Source organism: Occallatibacter gabretensis (assembly GCF_001449115.1).
In the GTDB taxonomy this organism is placed as follows: domain Bacteria; phylum Acidobacteriota; class Terriglobia; order Terriglobales; family Acidobacteriaceae; genus Telmatobacter; species Telmatobacter gabretensis.
The window spans coordinates 480,097-497,298 of sequence record NZ_LAIJ01000010.1; the positions used below are offsets into that span (position 1 = coordinate 480,097).

Annotated in this window: 13 protein-coding genes; 4 read left to right on the forward strand and 9 right to left on the reverse strand. The window is 60.4% G+C overall.

What is annotated here, in order from left to right; translation table 11 throughout:
- The first annotated feature begins 15 nt into the window (after positions 1–15).
- The 3 genes from queA to VO84_RS18220 all read left to right on the forward strand — a co-directional run bounded on the left by queA (position 16) and on the right by VO84_RS18220 (position 4,842).
- Entirely contained in the window at positions 16–1,092 is a 1,077-nt protein-coding gene (gene queA / locus VO84_RS18210; protein WP_058189152.1) for a tRNA preQ1(34) S-adenosylmethionine ribosyltransferase-isomerase QueA, read from the forward strand.
- 26 nt (positions 1,093–1,118) lie between these two features.
- The gene (gene polA, locus VO84_RS18215) at positions 1,119–3,836 is read left to right on the forward strand and encodes a DNA polymerase I (RefSeq protein WP_269431431.1); all 2,718 of its coding nucleotides are present in this window, start codon (positions 1,119–1,121) and stop codon (positions 3,834–3,836) included.
- A 118-nt stretch (positions 3,837–3,954) separates the two neighbouring features.
- On the forward strand, positions 3,955–4,842 hold the full coding sequence (locus VO84_RS18220) for an aldo/keto reductase (RefSeq protein ID WP_058189153.1): 888 nt from the start codon (positions 3,955–3,957) through the stop codon (positions 4,840–4,842).
- Positions 4,843–4,898: 56 nt separating this feature from the next.
- On the opposite strand, the gene glmM is transcribed toward VO84_RS18220, so the two are convergent.
- From glmM to VO84_RS18255, 7 genes are all read right to left on the reverse strand, one after another.
- Positions 4,899–6,260 (reverse strand): phosphoglucosamine mutase, encoded by a 1,362-nt coding sequence (gene glmM, locus VO84_RS18225; RefSeq protein WP_058189154.1) that lies wholly within the window; start codon positions 6,258–6,260, stop codon positions 4,899–4,901.
- Positions 6,257–7,672, reverse strand: a complete 1,416-nt coding sequence (xseA, locus tag VO84_RS18230; protein WP_082662141.1) for an exodeoxyribonuclease VII large subunit — start codon at positions 7,670–7,672, stop codon at positions 6,257–6,259. Before xseA ends, glmM begins: the two co-directional genes overlap by 4 nt.
- A 28-nt stretch (positions 7,673–7,700) precedes the next feature.
- On the reverse strand, positions 7,701–8,039 hold the full coding sequence (locus tag VO84_RS18235) for an Hpt domain-containing protein (RefSeq protein WP_082662142.1): 339 nt from the start codon (positions 8,037–8,039) through the stop codon (positions 7,701–7,703).
- 37 nt (positions 8,040–8,076) lie between these two features.
- Complete coding sequence (locus tag VO84_RS18240) at positions 8,077–8,454, reverse strand: response regulator (RefSeq protein WP_058189156.1); 378 nt, start codon at positions 8,452–8,454, stop codon at positions 8,077–8,079.
- 4 nt (positions 8,455–8,458) lie between these two features.
- Positions 8,459–10,930, reverse strand: coding sequence for a PAS domain S-box protein (locus VO84_RS18245; protein WP_058189157.1), 2,472 nt, complete (start codon positions 10,928–10,930; stop codon positions 8,459–8,461).
- Positions 10,931–10,942: 12 nt separating this feature from the next.
- The gene (locus VO84_RS18250; protein ID WP_058189158.1) at positions 10,943–11,653 is read right to left on the reverse strand and encodes a tropomyosin; all 711 of its coding nucleotides are present in this window, start codon (positions 11,651–11,653) and stop codon (positions 10,943–10,945) included.
- 211 nt (positions 11,654–11,864) lie between these two features.
- Positions 11,865–12,569, reverse strand: coding sequence for a uracil-DNA glycosylase (locus VO84_RS18255; RefSeq protein WP_058189159.1), 705 nt, complete (start codon positions 12,567–12,569; stop codon positions 11,865–11,867).
- A gap of 344 nt (positions 12,570–12,913) precedes the next feature.
- Here VO84_RS18255 and VO84_RS18260 point away from each other — a divergent pair, with 344 nt between their 5' ends.
- Positions 12,914–13,501 (forward strand): DJ-1/PfpI family protein, encoded by a 588-nt coding sequence (locus VO84_RS18260; RefSeq protein ID WP_058189160.1) that lies wholly within the window; start codon positions 12,914–12,916, stop codon positions 13,499–13,501.
- Between the two features lie 225 nt (positions 13,502–13,726).
- Here VO84_RS18260 and VO84_RS18265 read toward each other — a convergent pair whose 3' ends face one another.
- On the reverse strand, positions 13,727–14,770 hold the full coding sequence (locus tag VO84_RS18265; RefSeq protein ID WP_058189161.1) for an XdhC family protein: 1,044 nt from the start codon (positions 14,768–14,770) through the stop codon (positions 13,727–13,729).
- 156 nt (positions 14,771–14,926) lie between these two features.
- A complete protein-coding gene (locus tag VO84_RS18270) occupies positions 14,927–17,179 on the reverse strand; it encodes a xanthine dehydrogenase family protein molybdopterin-binding subunit (RefSeq protein WP_231738063.1) in 2,253 nt (750 codons plus the stop codon).
- Positions 17,180–17,202: the final 23 nt, after the last annotated feature.

The following is a 17,202-nucleotide window of genomic DNA, read 5'->3' on the forward strand; positions in this document are numbered from 1 at the left end:
AATTGACAGACAAAAATGAGCAGCCTCCGCATCTCCGACTTCGACTTTCATCTGCCGACGGAGCTTATCGCGCAGCAGCCGCCAGAGACGCGCGGCGCCAGCCGCATGTTAGTCATGGATCGCCAAACCGGCACACTCTCTGACCAGCTTTTCGCAAATTCCCCCTCACTTTTACAGCCCGGCGACCTGCTCATCCTCAACGACAGCCGCGTCATCCCCGCGCGTCTCTACGCCCGTCGCACAACGATCCGTGATCGCGAAGCGCCCACAGGCCGCATCGAAGTCATGCTCACCGAGCCGCAAGGCGAAAACCGCTGGCGCGCACTCGTAAAGCCCGGCCGCAAAGTAGCCGTCGGCGAAATCCTCGCCTTTCCCGCCTCCGACGGCAGCGTCGCCCTGGAAGCCGAAGTCCTAGAACGCGGCGAATTCGGCGATCGCCTTCTGCAGTTCGCACCAACCACCGACTTCTTCGCCGCACTAGACCGCATAGGCCACATGCCCCTGCCGCCCTACATTCACCGTGACGACGCCGACACCGATCGCGAGCGCTATCAGACTGTCTTCTCGCACGAACGCGGCTCCGTAGCCGCTCCCACCGCAGGCCTGCACTTCACCCCGCAGATCCTTGAAGCCATCCAATCCCGCGGCGTCGAAATCGCCCGCATCACCCTCCACGTAGGCCTAGGCACCTTCGCCCCGCTGCGCGTCGAGCGCGTCGACGAAGTCCATCTCCACCGCGAGCGATACACCCTCAGCGCAGAAACAGCCTCAGCCATCAATAAGGCCCACACTGAGTCTCGCCGCATCGTAGCCGTCGGCACCACCACCGTCCGCACGCTGGAGCACTGCGCCCTCACCGCCAACGGAGCCCCACTCCAATCTCATTCCGGCAGCACAGAAATCTTCATCTCGCCCGGCTTCGAATTCCGCCTCGTAGGCGCGCTTCTCACCAACTTCCACCTCCCACAATCAAGCCTACTCATGCTCGTCAGCGCCTTTGCAGGCAGGGAACACGTCCTTGCCGCCTACAATCACGCCGTCGCATCCCAATACCGCTTCTTCAGCTACGGCGACTGCATGTTCCTGCACTGACACTCCCCGCTGATAAACTCGGTAGCGTGCCAAACAGCGTGCCAGACCAGGTAAAAGAACCCGTATTCCTCCTCGATACCATGGCGTTCATCTTCCGCGCCTACCATGCCATGCAGCGCTCGCGCCCCATGTCCACGCGTTCCGGCCTGCCCACAGCGGCCACGTTCGTCTTCGTCAACATGATCAAGAAGCTGCGCCAGGACTTCTCGCCGCATTACTTCGCAGCAGTCTTCGATGTCAGCGGCAAAGTCTTCCGCGATGAGCGCGCCCTCGCCATCGGTACCCTGCGCAAGTGGAGCGCCAAATCGCAGAGCTTTGAAGAAGTCAGCTACGACGGCTATAAGGCCAAGCGCGAAGCCATGCCGGAAGACCTCCGCCGCCAGATCCCTTACATCCGCCGTTCTCTCGAAGCCTTCCGCATTCCCATCCTTGAAGCCGAAGGTTTCGAAGCTGACGACGTCATCGGCACACTCTCCTGCCGCGCCTCCGAACAGGGCCACGACGTCTTCATCGTCTCCGGCGACAAGGACATGATGCAGCTCGTCAATGAGCGAGTAAAGATCCTCAACCCGCAGAAAGACAATCTCATCCTCGATGCGGAAAAAGTCACCGAAGTCCTCGGCGTACCTCCCGACAAAGTCATCGACGTGATGGCCCTGCGCGGCGACGCCATTGACAATATCCCCGGCGCGCCCGGCATCGGCGACAAAGGCAGCGTCGATCTCATCAAGGAATTCGGCACAGTCGAAGCCGTCCTCGATCGCGCCTCTGAAGTAAAGCGCAAGAGCTACCGCGAATCGCTCGAGCAGAACCGCGAAGCCGTCCTGCTCTCAAAAGAACTCGTCACCATCCACTGCAATGTGCCGCTTCCACTCGACCTGCTCGCCATGGAAACGCAGGACCTTGACCTCGAAGCCTGCCGTGAGCTTTTCACCGAGCTGGAATTCACCTCCATGCTTCGCGAACTAGCTCCCGCGCCACAGCAGACTCAGACCGAGCTGCTCGATTCACCCACAGACGAACAGGCGGCGGCCTTCTACGCCGCAGCGCGCCAGCACGGCTTTGCCCTCGCGCTTGATGCCGCCGAACCCACCTCCGTGGAATCCGACGATGATACTTCCATTCCGCCCGCGCCTTCGTTGCTCGATATCGTGGAAGAGGCTGAGGAGAAGACTCGCTTCAGCATCGGCGTCTGCGCAAATTCGGAATCGGAGCAGGGAATTGCTCTCTGTCTTCCGCTCACGCCTGAGCTGCATGCGCTGCTTGAGGACCCCGCCGTTCCCAAGCGTACCCACGACCTCAAGCTAGCTCTTCACGTTTTGCATGGCCTCGGTGTCACGCTTCGTGGCCCCGCGGAAGACACCATGCTGCTCTCTTACGCGCTCAACCCGACGCACGCCACGCAAACTCTGGCCGACGTTGCCGCGCGCAGCAACCAGCCCGCGCCAAACTCCCTACCAGCCGCCGCCGCCGCCATCAACGCCCTCGTCCCCGCACTCCGCGCCTACGTCGACGAGCTTGAACTCGCCCGCGTCTACACCGAAATCGACCTTCCTCTAGCACCCGTCCTCTATCGCGTAGAGCAGGCAGGAATTCGCATCGACAAAGCCGCTCTCAATGGGCTGTCCACACGCTTCGCATCTGAAATGCAGCGCGTCAGCTCACGCATCTTCGAGCTCGCCGGCAAAACCTTCAACATTAACTCGCCTAAGCAGCTCGGCGTAGTGCTCTTCACCGATCTCGCTCTGCCCGCACCCGCAGCACGCGGCAAAGGCAAATCCATCTCCACCGCGCAAAACGTGCTTGAGCAGCTTGCAGAAGAGCACGAACTTCCGCGCCTTGTCCTCGAATTTCGTCATCTCTCGAAGTTGAAGTCCGTCTACGTCGATGCGCTGCCACTACTAGCAGATGCCGACTCACGCGTGCACACAACGTTCCAGTCCGCAGCCGTCGCCACCGGCCGCCTCTCATCCATCAATCCAAATCTTCAAAACATTCCCATCAAAACTGAGCTCGGTCGCGAAATTCGCGCCGCCTTCATCTCCGCGCCTGGCACAGAACTGCTCTCCGCCGATTACTCGCAGATCGAACTCCGCCTCCTCGCACATTTCAGCGGCGACCCGCTCCTCACACGCGCCTATCAGAACGACGAAGATATTCATACCCTCACTGCCAGCGAAGTCTTCGGCGTACCCGCTGACCAGATGGACAAGATAACGCGCAATCGCGCCAAGGCCGTCAACTTCGGCATCGTCTACGGCATCTCACCCTTCGGTCTTGCCACGCAGCTCGGCATCCCGCAGGCTGAAGCCAGGGCATACATCGATCGCTACTTCGCCCGCTATCAAGGTGTGCGGGAATTCATCGACAAGACGCTCGCCGAAACGCGCCGCACAGGTAGCGTTCGCACCATGTTTGGCCGCATGCGCCCCATCCCCGATATCGAAAGCCGCAATCCCAACCAGCGTGGCTTCGCCGAGCGCACAGCCATCAACACGCCGCTCCAGGGCACAGCCGCTGATCTCATCAAGCTCGCCATGATCTCACTCGACCGCAAGCTCACCGACCGCAAGCTCAAAACCCGCATGGTCCTGCAAGTTCACGACGAGCTTATCTTTGAGGTTCCCGCCGACGAACGCGAAGAAATCGCCGCACTCGTCCGCGCGGAGATGGAAGGCGTTGTCCAGCTCAGCGTTCCCATCGTCGCCGATCTCGGCTTCGGCCCCAACTGGCGCGATCTTTAACCGCGATTCAACTCATGGATTCACGCGATGAATCCCATGCGCCGACGTTGCCATCCAAGCAAATGTCAAACATGCGCGGACAATCCGCCGCGACAATCTTCGTGAATGGAGCAACCTCATGAGCTCAATACAATCCACTCCTGCATCCGCTGCCGGCACGTTCGTAATTGGCGCAGACCTCACCGTCAATCGCATCGGCTTCGGCGCCATGCGCATTACCGGCAAAGGCGTATGGGGTCCACCGGAAGATAAAGCTGCCGCCCTGGCCACACTGCGCCGCGCCGTCGAACTCGGCGTGAACCTCATCGATACTGCCGACTCGTATGGCCCCGGAACGTCAGAAGAGCTGATCGCCGAAGCGCTACATCCATATCCCGAAAATCTCGTCATTGCCACCAAGGGTGGTTGGGAGCGCCCCGGCCCCGGTCAGTGGACGCACAATGCCAGCCCGAAGCATCTGACGGATGCTCTTGAAGGCAGTCTCAAGCGCCTTCGTCTCGATCGCATCGATCTTCATCAGCTTCACGCTCCAGACAACGCCGTCGCGTTTGAAGCCTCCGTCGAAGCCCTCGCCAAACTGCGCGAGCAGGGCAAGATCCGTCACATCGGCTTGTCGAATGTCACTCGCGAACACATCGAACGCGCACAGAAGATCGTTCCCATTGTCTCCGTGCAAAATCGCTATAGTTTTGCCGATCGCGAATCCGACTTCATCGTGGACTACTGTGAGCAGCACAACATCGCGTTCCTGCCATGGGCTCCGCTGGGCCAGGCGAAAAAGGCCCACGAAGCCATCGAGAAAGTCGCGAAGGAGCTGAATGCCACGCCGCTTCAGGTTGCGCTGGCATGGTTGCTCAAGAGATCCAAAGTGATCCTGCCCATTCCAGGCACGTCCTCTGTCTCGCACGTTGAGCAAAACATCGCCGCAGCCGCGCTAGAGCTACCGCAGAACTCTTACGACGAACTCTCCGCAGTAAGCCATACGCCCGTCAGCCTGCGCGGATAAATCCCTTCATCGTGTCCCATCCTTGCGACTTGTTTCCGTCGCAAGGATGGGAGCAGCTATGCTCCCAGCTCCGCCCGTATCGCATCCGCAATCGCATCCGCATTGCGCCGCATCGCCTCTTCACTCTCGGCCTCGATCATCACACGCGCCAGTGGTTCCGTGCCGGAGTAACGAATCACCACGCGCCCCGTATCGCGCAGCTCTTCTTCTGCCGCACGAATCTTCTCTGCAATAGAAGGAATAGATTCCAGCGGTTTCTTCTCACGCACCCTTACATTCACAATCACCTGCGGATACACCTTCAGGTCTGCAGTCAGCTCATCAATGTTCTTGCCGCTACGCACAATCAAGTCCAGTGCCACCAGCGCCGTCAGCAGCCCATCACCTGTCGTTGCAAGGTGCGGAAACAGTACATGCCCCGATTGCTCGCCGCCCAGCGCAGCGTTTTCCTTCTGCATCATCTCTAGCACATAGCGGTCGCCCACCGGCGCGCGCAGCATCGTGATCCCTGACCGCTTCAGCGCCGCCTCCAGCCCCATGTTCGACATCGTCGTCGCCACCACCACGTCATCCGTAAGCAGCCCGCGCTCCTTCATATCGCGGGCGGCAATCAGCAGAATCGCATCGCCATTGATCACTTTGCCCTGCGAATCCGCAAGCATGCAGCGGTCCGCATCGCCATCAAAGGTCAGGCCTAAATCTGCGCCGCGCTCCTTCACCTGCTTCGCCACCCACTCAGGATGCATCGCGCCGCAGCCATCGTTGATGTTCCGCCCATCCGGCGAAATGTTCAGAAGCGTCACCTCGCCGCCCAGCGGACGAAACAGACTCGGCGCAATCGCGGCCGCAGCTCCATTCGCGCAATCCGCCACAATCTTCATCCCGTCCAGCTTCAGGTACAGCACTGCCTTCAGAAGAAAGTCAATGTAGTCCAGCTTGTATGCGGAGTTGCCTTTCACCGGCTGCAGCGTAGCGTGATCCGGCACAGCCACGGTGCCTACACGCTCAAAAATCTCCTTTTCAATCTGCAGCTCCACAGCATCCGGCAGCTTGAATCCATCGCTGCCAAAAAGCTTGATGCCGTTATCGCGCCATGGATTGTGCGAAGCGGAAATTACCACGCCCGCATCGAATCCATGCTTGCGCGTAAGAAACGCCACCGCAGGCGTAGGCACAGTTCCTGCGCTTTCCACCTCCGCGCCTGCCTCGCTCAGCCCCGCTGCAATCGTTGCCGCAATCCACGGGCCAGATTCGCGCGTATCGCGCCCAAGGATTACCCGTGGCCGATCCTTCTTCGCACTCATCGAGTGTCCCAGCGCAAGCCCCGTTGCATAAATCGTTCCCGGATCCAGCGGTGTCTCGCCCGCCACTGCGCGAATCCCATCTGTCCCAAATAACTTCCGTCCGCTTGTGCTCATCTTCTCCGTCTCGATTTCTGTGGTGCTTGCGTTACGTCTTCTACGCGACTCGTAAACTGTCCATCGCCCAGCCGCGTCTTCATCATCTCGCCCGTCTTCACCTGCACTGCGGATCGAATCAGCTTGCCCTCAGCATCCGTTACCAGCGCGTAGCCGCGTTCCAGCACAGCCAGAGGAGAAAGCGATCGCAGGCGTGCGGCCAATCCATCCAGCCGCCCTCGTCTCGCATCAATTGTTCGCTCCAGCATTCGTTCGAGCCTGGCCTGCCCCACGGCAAAGTTATGCCGCGCCAGCGCGATCTTCTGCCGCGGGTCATGCCTCAAAACTGCAGCTCTCAACGCAACCACAAGCTGCGCCCGCTCACGCATCTGCGCATTCACAGTTTCGTCCATGCGCTCTGTCGCATCATCCAACCGCTGCTCCAGCCTGTGCAGCAGCATCGCCATGCGAGTCTCAGTTCCGCTTACGCTCACATACGCCATGCGCTGCCGTGCCTGCATGAGTTGAAACTGCACGCCGCGTTCGAGCCGCCTCTCCAGTCGCTCTACATGCTCGCCCACTTTGTGCTGCGCTTCTGTAATCAGCTCTGCCGCCGCAGAAGGCGTAGGCGCGCGCAGGTCTGCCACAAAATCCGCAATCGTAAAATCCGTCTCATGCCCCACTGCGGAAACCACAGGCACGCGCGAGCCGGCAATCGCCCGCGCAACGCGTTCGCTGTTAAAAGCCGCCATGTCCTCCAGCGACCCTCCGCCGCGCGCCATCACAATCACATCCACCAAGCTGGAATCATTCAGATACGCGATCGCAGCTTCAATCTCTTCCGGCGCACTCTCGCCCTGCACCGTCACCGGATATAGCAGAATATTCAGCCCGCTATGCCGCCGCCCCACAATATTGAGAATGTCGCGGATCACCGCACCCGTCGGCGAAGTCACAATCCCCGCCGCGCGCGGAAAGGCCGGCAGAGGCCGCTTACGCCCCACGTCAAACAGCCCCTCTTTTTTCAGCTTTTCCTTCAGCTGCTCAAATGCCACCTGCAGCGAGCCCGCGCCAACCGGCTCCATCATCTCCGCCACAAGCTGCATCTGCCCGCGCTGGTCGTAGATGCTCACGCGTCCCCGCGCCAGCACGTGTAGTCCATCCTCAGCGCGAAAGCGCATCAACGTCGCCTGCCGCCGGAACATCACCACCGGCAGCTGCGCCTCCGCATCCTTCAGCGTGAAGTAAAGATGTCCTGAAGCCGCGGGCCGAAGGTTTGAAATCTCGCCCTCCACCCACACATCGGCAAACTCGCGCTCTACCAGCTCGCGCGCCCGTCCCACCAGCTCGCGCACCGGCCAGATACGCCGCCCCGCTCCCGCATCTTCAAAGATCAGGGCAAGCTGTCCGGCCTCTGGCTCGCGCAGCGTCATGTTTTCGAGTGTAATTGTTGGCGCGTCTTTATTTTCGTCCCGTGATCATCGCCCGCAGTTGTTCCGCAATCTTCACAAGCTGTTCCGCGTTCTCAGGATCTGTGCCGTTATCGCCGGAGTAGAGAATCTCCGCCTCGCGCGCCAGCACAGTGCCTTTGGTTAGCCCGAATGTTCCCAGCACGCCGGCCAGTTTATGCGCGGCGCTATTCGCCTCTGCTCGCTCATTGTCAGAAAGCTCCCGCACAGCCAGGCTCCGCGCCGCCTTCTGCAGAATCGCCACGCGTTCTTCCATCGTGGGCAGATACTGCTTCCACAGCCGGTCCAGCGCTTCGGTCATTCCGGGCTGTTCCACTCTTCCTGAACTCATCGGTACTCAACTCCAGCCCGAGAATAAGCCCTTGAGCTTAAGTATCCCAACCCAGCACCGCCGCAATCGCCCCCGGCAGCGTAAGCGGATCAAACGGTTTCGTCAGCACACCCGCCACTCCCAGTGCCGCCAGCTGCTCGCGTTCGCTGCTCTGCGACTTTGCCGTCAGCAACACCACGGGAATCGCAGCCGTTCGCGGATTCTGCTGCAGTGCAGCAAAAGTCGCGCGCCCATCCATCCCCGGCATCATCACATCCAGCAGAATCGCCTCTGGCTGCAGGCTTTCCGCCCGCTCCACGCCTTGCGCTCCTGAGTTGGCTGTCGCCACTTCCCAGCCCGCAACTGTCTCGAGGCTCAGCGCCGCTACGGCGCGGATATCGTCCTCGTCGTCGATGATCAGTATGTTGTGGGGCATCTGCTTAATTCTCTTCTATCTTTTCGATTGCGGCAACAGCTTCCGGTTCCATTTTTCTTTCAACGCGCCGCCACGGCAGAAAAAACCGAAACGTCGTGCCCCGCATTGGGTTGCGTTCCGCCCAGATGCGTCCGCCATGCTGCGCCACAATCGTCCGGCAAATCGCCAGTCCCAGTCCCGTGCCGCCCTTCTGCCGCGAATCCGATGCATCCACCTGACGGAAGCGATCAAAGATCGTCTCCAGCATCGCCTGTGGAACTCCCCGTCCCTCATCAATCACGGAGATCGTTACCCCCGCGTTTTCCACCCGCATCATCACGGAAACCGACGACTTCTCCGGTGAAAACTTGATCGCGTTTGCAAGCAGGTTCGTCAGCACCTGCGTCAGCCGGTCCGCATCGCCGAAAATCTCTGCCTGCACCATGTCGTGAATCAGCTGTATTCCCGCGGCGTCCGCAACCGGCTGCACTCCCTCAATCGCCACCTGCACCACATCCGCCAGTTGCACAGGCATGTGTTCTATCGCATCGCTGCTGTGCTGAATCTTCTCCAGGTCCAGCATGTCGTTAATCAGCCGTATCACTCGTTCAGAGTTGTTCAGCGCAATGCGCAGCAGGTTGTTTCCCTTTTCATTGATCTCGCCCAGCATGCCCGAGGAAAGCAGGCCCAGCGCTCCGCGAATCGAAGTCAGCGGCGTCCTCAGCTCATGTCCCGCCGTGGCCAGAAACTCGTCCTTCATGCGATCCAGCGCATACCGCTGGCTGATGTCGCGAAAGCTCAGCACCGATCCCGAAAACTGCCCACGTTCAAAGATCGGCGTAAAGCCGTACTCGCCCGGAAACTCCTTGCCGTCTGAACGCGCCATCGTCGTTTCGCCCGCATGCGGCGCCGTTCCCGCCGTAATTTCGCGCAGCGGGCACTCCGCCCCGCATCGTCCCGCCGGGTGCAGCAGCTCATGAATCGCTTTCCCCGTAATGCTGCTCGCAGACGCGCCCAGAAGCCGAGCCGCGGCAGGATTCGCAAAGGTCACGCGCCCGCCTCGGTCCAGCCCGCAGATTCCGTCCGCCACCGCATTCAGCAGTACCTCCTGCTGCTGCGTCAGGTCGTCCGCGCGCCCCTGTTCGCGCTTGCGCGCCAGCATCTGGCCCAGCGACGCCGCCACGGCCTCCGCTGAAGCCAGAGCCTCTTCATCCTCACGCAGCTGCCGCCGGCAATAAAACTCCAGAACAGCCAGCACGCTGTTGCCCACGCGCACCGGAATCGCCCATCCCGACGCCATTCCATGCCGAATCGCAGCAGCAACACGAGGATCTGCCGCTGCTTCCGTCAGGTCGCGAATCCACACCGTGCGGCCCTTGGCCAGCGCCTTACCGGCAAGCTCGCTGGTCGCCACCGTCTGCAGGCCCACGCTCTGTCGAATCATGCTCTCCGCAGCTAACTCCGGCGCTCCCCATGCTGTCGAGAACACCAGCCGGTCCCATGCCGCATCGACCTCCCACAGCACGCCTAGATCCCACTCCTGCGTTACGCACAGCACCTCCAGCACGCGCTCCGCCGCGGTAGCCAGTCCAGCATTCTCCGCCATGATCTGGCTCACGGCCAGCTGCAGCGCCAGCCGGTGCTCGCGGTTTTTCTGCTGGGTCACATCGCGCAACAGGCAGCGCACCGCCAGCGGATTTCCCGCCTTCTGTCGCCGGCTCAGGCTCAGCTCCAGCTCCAGCATCCGCCCATCCTTGGTCGGATTCCGCACCAGCATCCGGTCCGACGCATGTCCGTCAAGCGCTTCGCGAAACAGCTCCTTCACATACGCTCTGCATTCCTCATGGAAGACATCCGCAAAGAAGCTGTCCGCCATCAGCTCCTCCGCATCCCTGCCAAAGCTCCGCTTCCACGCCGGATTCGCATACAGAAACTGCCCTCCAGGGCTCAGCGTAGCAATCATCTCGCTTGAGTTTTCAAACAGGTCGCGATAGCGTTCCTGCGACTCCCGCGTCGCCTGCTGCTGCTCCAGAGTTGCCGATTGGTCGAGTCCCACCATCACCAGGCCACGCATCGTCCCCTCCGCGTCACGCAGTGCTGAAACCTGTACCATCACCGGAAATGTCGAGCCATCTTTGCGCCGGCAGCGGGTCTCAATCGTTGGAACCAGGCTGGGCGCAACCTCGCCGATCGTACCCACCACCGCCGTCCGCCGTTCTCGGGGTCCGGCATTCGGGTCAATCGAGCTGCCGCGCAGTCGCAGCAACTCTGCCGCAACGCGTCGTCCTTCTCCGGGCGCAAGTATCTCGACTGTTTGTTGTCCCACCAGCTCGGATGCGTAATAGCCCAGCAGCCGCTCTGCCGCAGGATTCACGTGCAGAACCGTTCCATCCGTGCCGATCACAAGTATCATAGATCCGGCAGAATCGACAATCTCGCGGAACTCAGGCTCCACGCTCTTGCGAGACGTTCTTTCCTCTTTTTTCCAGAACGCCATTGCCGCCCGAGCCTAAGGAAGTACTTGCTTGATGTGCATGAATAAGAGGAAATTCAGAAGCACGGAAAGAACCAGCAGCCCAATCAGCATCGCTGCAAACAGGTTCACCTTGCTGCCCATCGCACGAAGGTCTTCCATCAGCTCCTGCTGCTCCATCGTGTTGCGGTCCGTCGCTTCTTTCACCATCTCCAGCTGATCTTCCACACGCTTCAGCGTCATGTGGTGTTCCGCCACCTTGCTGCGCACGTCGTGTTGCAGCAGCTGCATCTCCGTCAGCTGGTTTTCAATCGGCGTCAGGTCCACCTTCGCCGGGCCCTGCGGACGCGTCGTCAGCAGGTTGCTCACTGCCGCCAGCAGATTTCCTTCGAGCAACGGCAGCAGATTCTTCACCACCGGCAGCGCCTGTCTCAGCAAAGACAGCGCCTTATGCCCGCCCGACGGATGATCTGCCTGCTCCGTCTCATCCGCGGCTCCTAGAGGCCGTCCCAGCCCTACCGCGCGGCCCAGACCGTTGCCCTTGCCGCCCGTCGCGCCCGGCAGCGGAGCCCCACTCAGGCTTCGGCCCACCGGCGCTCCAGCCACGTCTCTGGTAGCCTGCTCACGCCCGTCAAGCTCCTGCCCCATCGCATCCACGCTGCTCAGCTCCCCGCCCATCTCGCGCATCGGGTCTCCGTTCAGAGTCGTGTTCGTTTTGATGAAATGTCCGGTGCGGCTCCTGCTCATACGCTGGCCTCTTCGCGTGCAATGCGTCCGTTTCCATCCACTATACCGGCATACGACATGCGACGCATCCTCCCGGCGGATTCGGTAGTGCCTCAACTGGAATTGCCTAGTAACAGGACACGATTTTAGTCGTGCCGAAAATGGCGGAAAAACGGTGGACTATAGCCCTTGAAGGAATGCTTTCATCAGCAGGACGCTGCTCCGGGGCAATTCAGGCGCGCTCAGCAAACTCCTTTGCCCGCTCAAAGACCTTCAGAAACATCACCCGTGTCAGCTTTCCCGTATTCGTATTCTGCAGCGAAGGATGGTAGCTCGCAAGCACATGCAGCCCATTCGGCAGCGTCATCTCCGCTCCATGCCCAAAAACATATCCACTACGCGAGCCCACAATGCCCGTCCGATGCGCCCAGCCCAGCAGCCCGTCAAAGGCAATCTTGCCCAGGCAAACCACCACCCGTAGCCGCTTCAGCAGCCGCATCTCCTCATCCAGCCACGGCTGGCAGTTCCTCAGCTCCTCCGGAGTCGGCTTGTTGCCCGGCGGCGCGCACCGCCCCACTGAACTGATCCACAGATCCGTCAGCTTCATTCCATCCTCGCGGCTCACCGCCTCCGGCTGCGAAGCAAACCCCGCCTCATACAGCACCGGATAAAGAAAATTCCCTGACCCGTCTCCCGTGAACGGCCTTCCCGTGCGATTGGACCCATGCGCTCCCGGCGCAAGCCCCAGCGCCAGCACCCGCGCCCGCGCATCGCCAAACCCCGGCACCGGCTTACCCCAATACTCCCAGTCCATATACGCCCGACGCTTCGTCGCCGCCACATCCAGGCAATACTCCCGCAGCCGCACGCAACGATTGCAAGCAACAATCTGTTCATTCAGCACCGCAAGCGAAGGCAGGGAAGTAATCGAACCCATACCTCAATTCTAGGCTGGCGTAAGCATCCTTCGTACTTTCACGATCGACTGTCATCCATAGCGTCGCCTTTCGTTCACCCACCAGTGCGTGTCATCCTGAGCGAAGTTTGGCGCATGCGCGCCAAACGAGTCGAAGGACCTGCGGTTGCTTTTGTTTTTGTTTTTCGCTCGTTCAGCAAGGAAATTGGATGCCCAGGTCCAGCATTTTGAGACCTGGGATACCACAAAAGCCTCCGCAATCCATTCATATGACCAACAACTCAAACACAGAGTGACGTACTCTTGTGCGTCTTCACCCACCGCGAGAAAATGTCTTCGTCCCTTCATCCACGGAGAAACACTCCATGAAATTTGCAAAACTCCTCCTCCTCGCCGGCGACTTCGTTGAAGACTACGAAATCATGGTGCCCTTCCAGGCGTTGCAAATGGTAGGCCACACCGTCCACGCCGTCTGCCCCGGCAAAAAGGCCGGCGACCAGGTCCGCACCGCCATCCACGACTTCGAAGGCGACCAGACCTATTCCGAAAAACGCGGCCACAACTTCACCCTCAACGCCACATTCGACGAGATCGACCCCGCCGCCTACCTCGGCCTCATCGTTCCCGGCGGCCGCGCTCCCGAATACCTCCGCCTCAATGAGAAAGTTCTCGACATCGTCCGCCACTTCGACCGAGCCGGAAAGCCCATCGCCGCTCTCTGCCATGGCCCGCAGCTTCTCGCCGCCGCTGGCATCCTGAAAGGCCGCAAGCTCAACGCCTACCCAGCCTGCGCACCCGAGGTCGAGCTAGCCGGAGGAACCTTCGTCAAGTTAGATTTCTCCGATGCCGTTGTCGACGGCAACCTCGTCACAGGCCCCGCTTGGACCGCGCACCCCGCATGGCTCGCAAAATTCCTTGGAGTCCTCGAAGCACACTTGGCCGATACTAAGTAGCCTGAACGGCACCCCAAAGTGATGTCATCCTTCGCGAAGCCGCTCGCTGCTTTACTCAACGACGCGGTGTCATCCTGAGCGAACGGGGCCCCAGACCTTTTCTTCAGTCTGGGGGTGGTGAGTCGAAGGACCTGCTTTTGTTTTTTGCATTTGCGGACACACCAACCACAACGGGTGCCCCATTCGTGGTGCAGTTTTATCGCGCCACGGGTGGGAAAGCAAGAATCACCCTCTCACCGCGGCCCTCATCCCACGCACCTGCCTCAAAGGCAGCGCAGTCCCACCCATCAGCGTCTTCTGAATCTCCGCCATAATCGACAGCGCAATCGCAGCAGGCGTTTCCGCGCCCAGATCCAATCCTGTCGGCGCATGAAGATCGGCTAGCCAGCCTCTAAACAACTTCTCACTCGGCGCCAAATCCAGCTTCCGCGCCACATTCCCCAGCAGTTCTTGCGTCCGTCGCTGCGGTCCCAGCACGCCAATATACGCAGGCCACGCTGCACGGCTCATTAGCCCGGCCAATATCAGCACATCCTGCTCGAAACTATGCGTCATCACCACCGCCGCATCGCCCGTCCGCACATCGAATGGGGGAAGCTCATCCGCAGTCAGCACACTCACCGCATCCGCCTCAACAAACCGCCCGGCAGTCGCCAGATGCGACCTTCCATCCGCAATGGCCACATACCACCCCAACATCCGCGCCATCTTCACCAGCGGCTTTGCATCATCTCCCGCACCAAAGACCCACAACCCAAGCCGTGCCGCATGTTCCTCGATCCACACCGGCAGATCGGCATGAAACTTCTCCAGCGTCGTCAGCTCCAAATCTCCGGCAGCCCTAGCAAACGCCCGCTGCCCAATCCGTTCGCCCTCTAGCACCGTAGCAATCGCCAACGGCACGCGTGCATTCCACGCCTGCTCCAGAGCCTTTAGTACCTCATCCGCACTCCCGCGTCGCTCCAGCAAAATCCAAACCACCCCGCCGCAGCCCGAACCATACGGAAACTCGCCATCATCCTCCAGCGTCGAATAATCCTTCACCACCGGCCCGCTCTCCGTCAGCCACCAGGCCTTCTTCGCCACCGCAGCCTCAAGGCAGCCGCCGCTGACAGTCCCCGCACGCCGCCCATCAGCAGCCAGCAGCATCCGCGCCCCCGGCTTCCTGTAGCTCGACCCTTCTACTTTCACCACAGTCGCCAGCACATACTCCGCCCCGGAAGCCTCCAGCTCCCTCCACAGTGGCAATATCTGTTCCAAATCCGTCATCTCATCTCAACTATGCAAAGAACATTTCAAGTCGGAAAGAACATTTCAATAGTGGAAAGACAACGAGGTGTCATCCTGAGCGAAAGGGGCCCCGAGCGTTTTTCAGCTCGGGGGTGGTGAGTCGAAGGACCTGCTTTTGTTCTTTCGTCCCTAAATTCAAACCACCTTCGATTCCAGCAAATCCTCAATCCTCACCGGCAACTCTCTCACCCTTACCCCCGTCGCATGATGCACCGCCGCAGTAATCGCTGACGCAATCCCCGCCAGCCCAATCTCACCCACCCCGCGCGCCCCGTACTCACCCATCACCGGGTCCGGATAATTCAAAAACGTCACATCGATCTCCGGCGCATCCGCGCACGTCGCCATCAGGTAATCCGCCATGCTGCCGTTAATCGGCTGCCCCGTCCGCTCGTCGTAAATCGTCTCTTCCATCAACCCCATGCCCACGCCCATCACCACCGCGCCGGCAATCTGGTTCGTCGCGGCCTTAGGGTTGATAATCCTCCCGCCGTCAATCACGCTCACCACACGGCTCACCCGCAGCCGCGCAATCTCCGGCTCCCACTCCACCTCCACAAACTGCGCGCCATACGAGTGCAGCGAGAATCCCTTCGACTTCGGATCCTCCCAGGTCGCCAGCGTCTTACCCTCCGCGCTGATCCGCGCCAGCTTCGCCGCCTTCAACAAATCAGAAAACGAAGTCCCGCTCCCCGCCGCCCCATCCTTCGCATGCAGCCGCCCATTCGTAAACGCAATCGTCTCCACCTTCGCGCCATTCAGCGGAGTTCCCTCCGTCTCCGCCGCCAGCTCCTGCAGCTTCTTAATGGCATTCTCCGCACCCCGCGCAATCGCATTCAGCACAGAGCCCGTCACCATCGATCCACCCGAAGTCGGCCCATCCGGCAGGGAACTATCCCCCAGAAATACGTCGATCCGATCCAGCGGCACGCCCGTCTTCTCATGCGCCACCTGCGCAAACACCGTATACGTCCCCGTCCCAATATCCTGCGTAGCGCACCGCACGCACACGCGCCCCGTATCGCAAAACTCCACCGCCGCCGTGCAAGGCAGCCGCAGCGCCACCCAGCTCGCGCCCGCCATCCCCCAGCCCAGAATCTTTCCATCCCGCCTCATCGACCCAATCCCCGGCGTCCGCCTCTCCCATCCAAACTTCTGCGCGCCCGTCTCCAGGCACTCGCGATAATGCCGTGAAGAAAACGGAATCCCACCCGCACTCTCATCCTTGTCCGTATCGTTCAGAAACCGCAGCTTCACCGGATCCATCCCCAGCTCACCGGCAAGCTCATTCATCGCCGCTTCCGTCGCATACAGCCCCGGAACCGCGCCCGGCCCGCGCATATACATCGGCGCGCCCATATTGCGTTTCACCAGCCCGCTCGTCACTTCCAGGTTAGCCACGCTGTAGAGATACGGCGTCGCCTCTCCACACCCTTCGTCATAATCATCCAGAATCGAAGTATTGTTCAGGTAGTCATGCCGCACCGCCAGCAGCTTCCCATCCTTCGTAGCACCCAGCTTCACGCGCTGCTCCGTTCGCGGCCTGTATCCCACGCTCGCAAACATCATCCGCCGGTCCACGCTAAGTTTCACCGGCTTGTCCAGCTTCTTCGCCGCTACAGCCGCCAGCGCCGCATGAGGCCACGGAAACAGCTTCCCGCCAAATCCCGACCCCAGAAACCGCGTCACCACGCGCACATTCTCGACAGGCAAACCCAGCACCTGGGCCATCACCACGCGATGATTCACCACGCCCTGCGAAGTCTCAAACATCGTCACGCGGTCCCCATCCCACACCACCACGCTCGCATGCAACTCAATCGGACTATGAGTTTCCACCGGCGTAATGTAAGTCTGGTCCACCTTCACCGGAGCCGCCTCAAACGCCTTATCCGGATCTCCGCGCTTCGATACCGACTTTCGCTTCCCGTCATAATCCGCCAGGCTAGCCTTTACATTCGCCGGTAGCGCCTCATACTCCACCTTCACCGCTGCAGCCGCCTCCGTAGCCTGCTCCAACGTATTCGCCACCACCACTGCCACATACTGGCCCCAGTGCCGAACAATCTCGTCCTCCAGCGGCGCCCTCACCTCGCTGTTCGTCGCATTCTGGTCGCCGGGAACCGTCCTATACAGCTTCCCCACGTTCCCGTGATCCAGCACCAGCAACACCCCCGGCATCTTTTCAGCAACAGACGAATCCAGCTTCACGATTCGCCCACTCGCAATCGTCGCCGTCACCGGAACTGCATGAACCATCCCCGGAAAATGAAAATCCGCCGCATACTCCGCCGCGCCCGTAGTCTTCATCGGCCCATCAATCCGCGACGTAGCCTTCCCAACAATCGAACTCCCAATCCCCAAATCCGGTGCCACTGTCATATCCATGCTGTCCGTCCTTACCTTCGTTC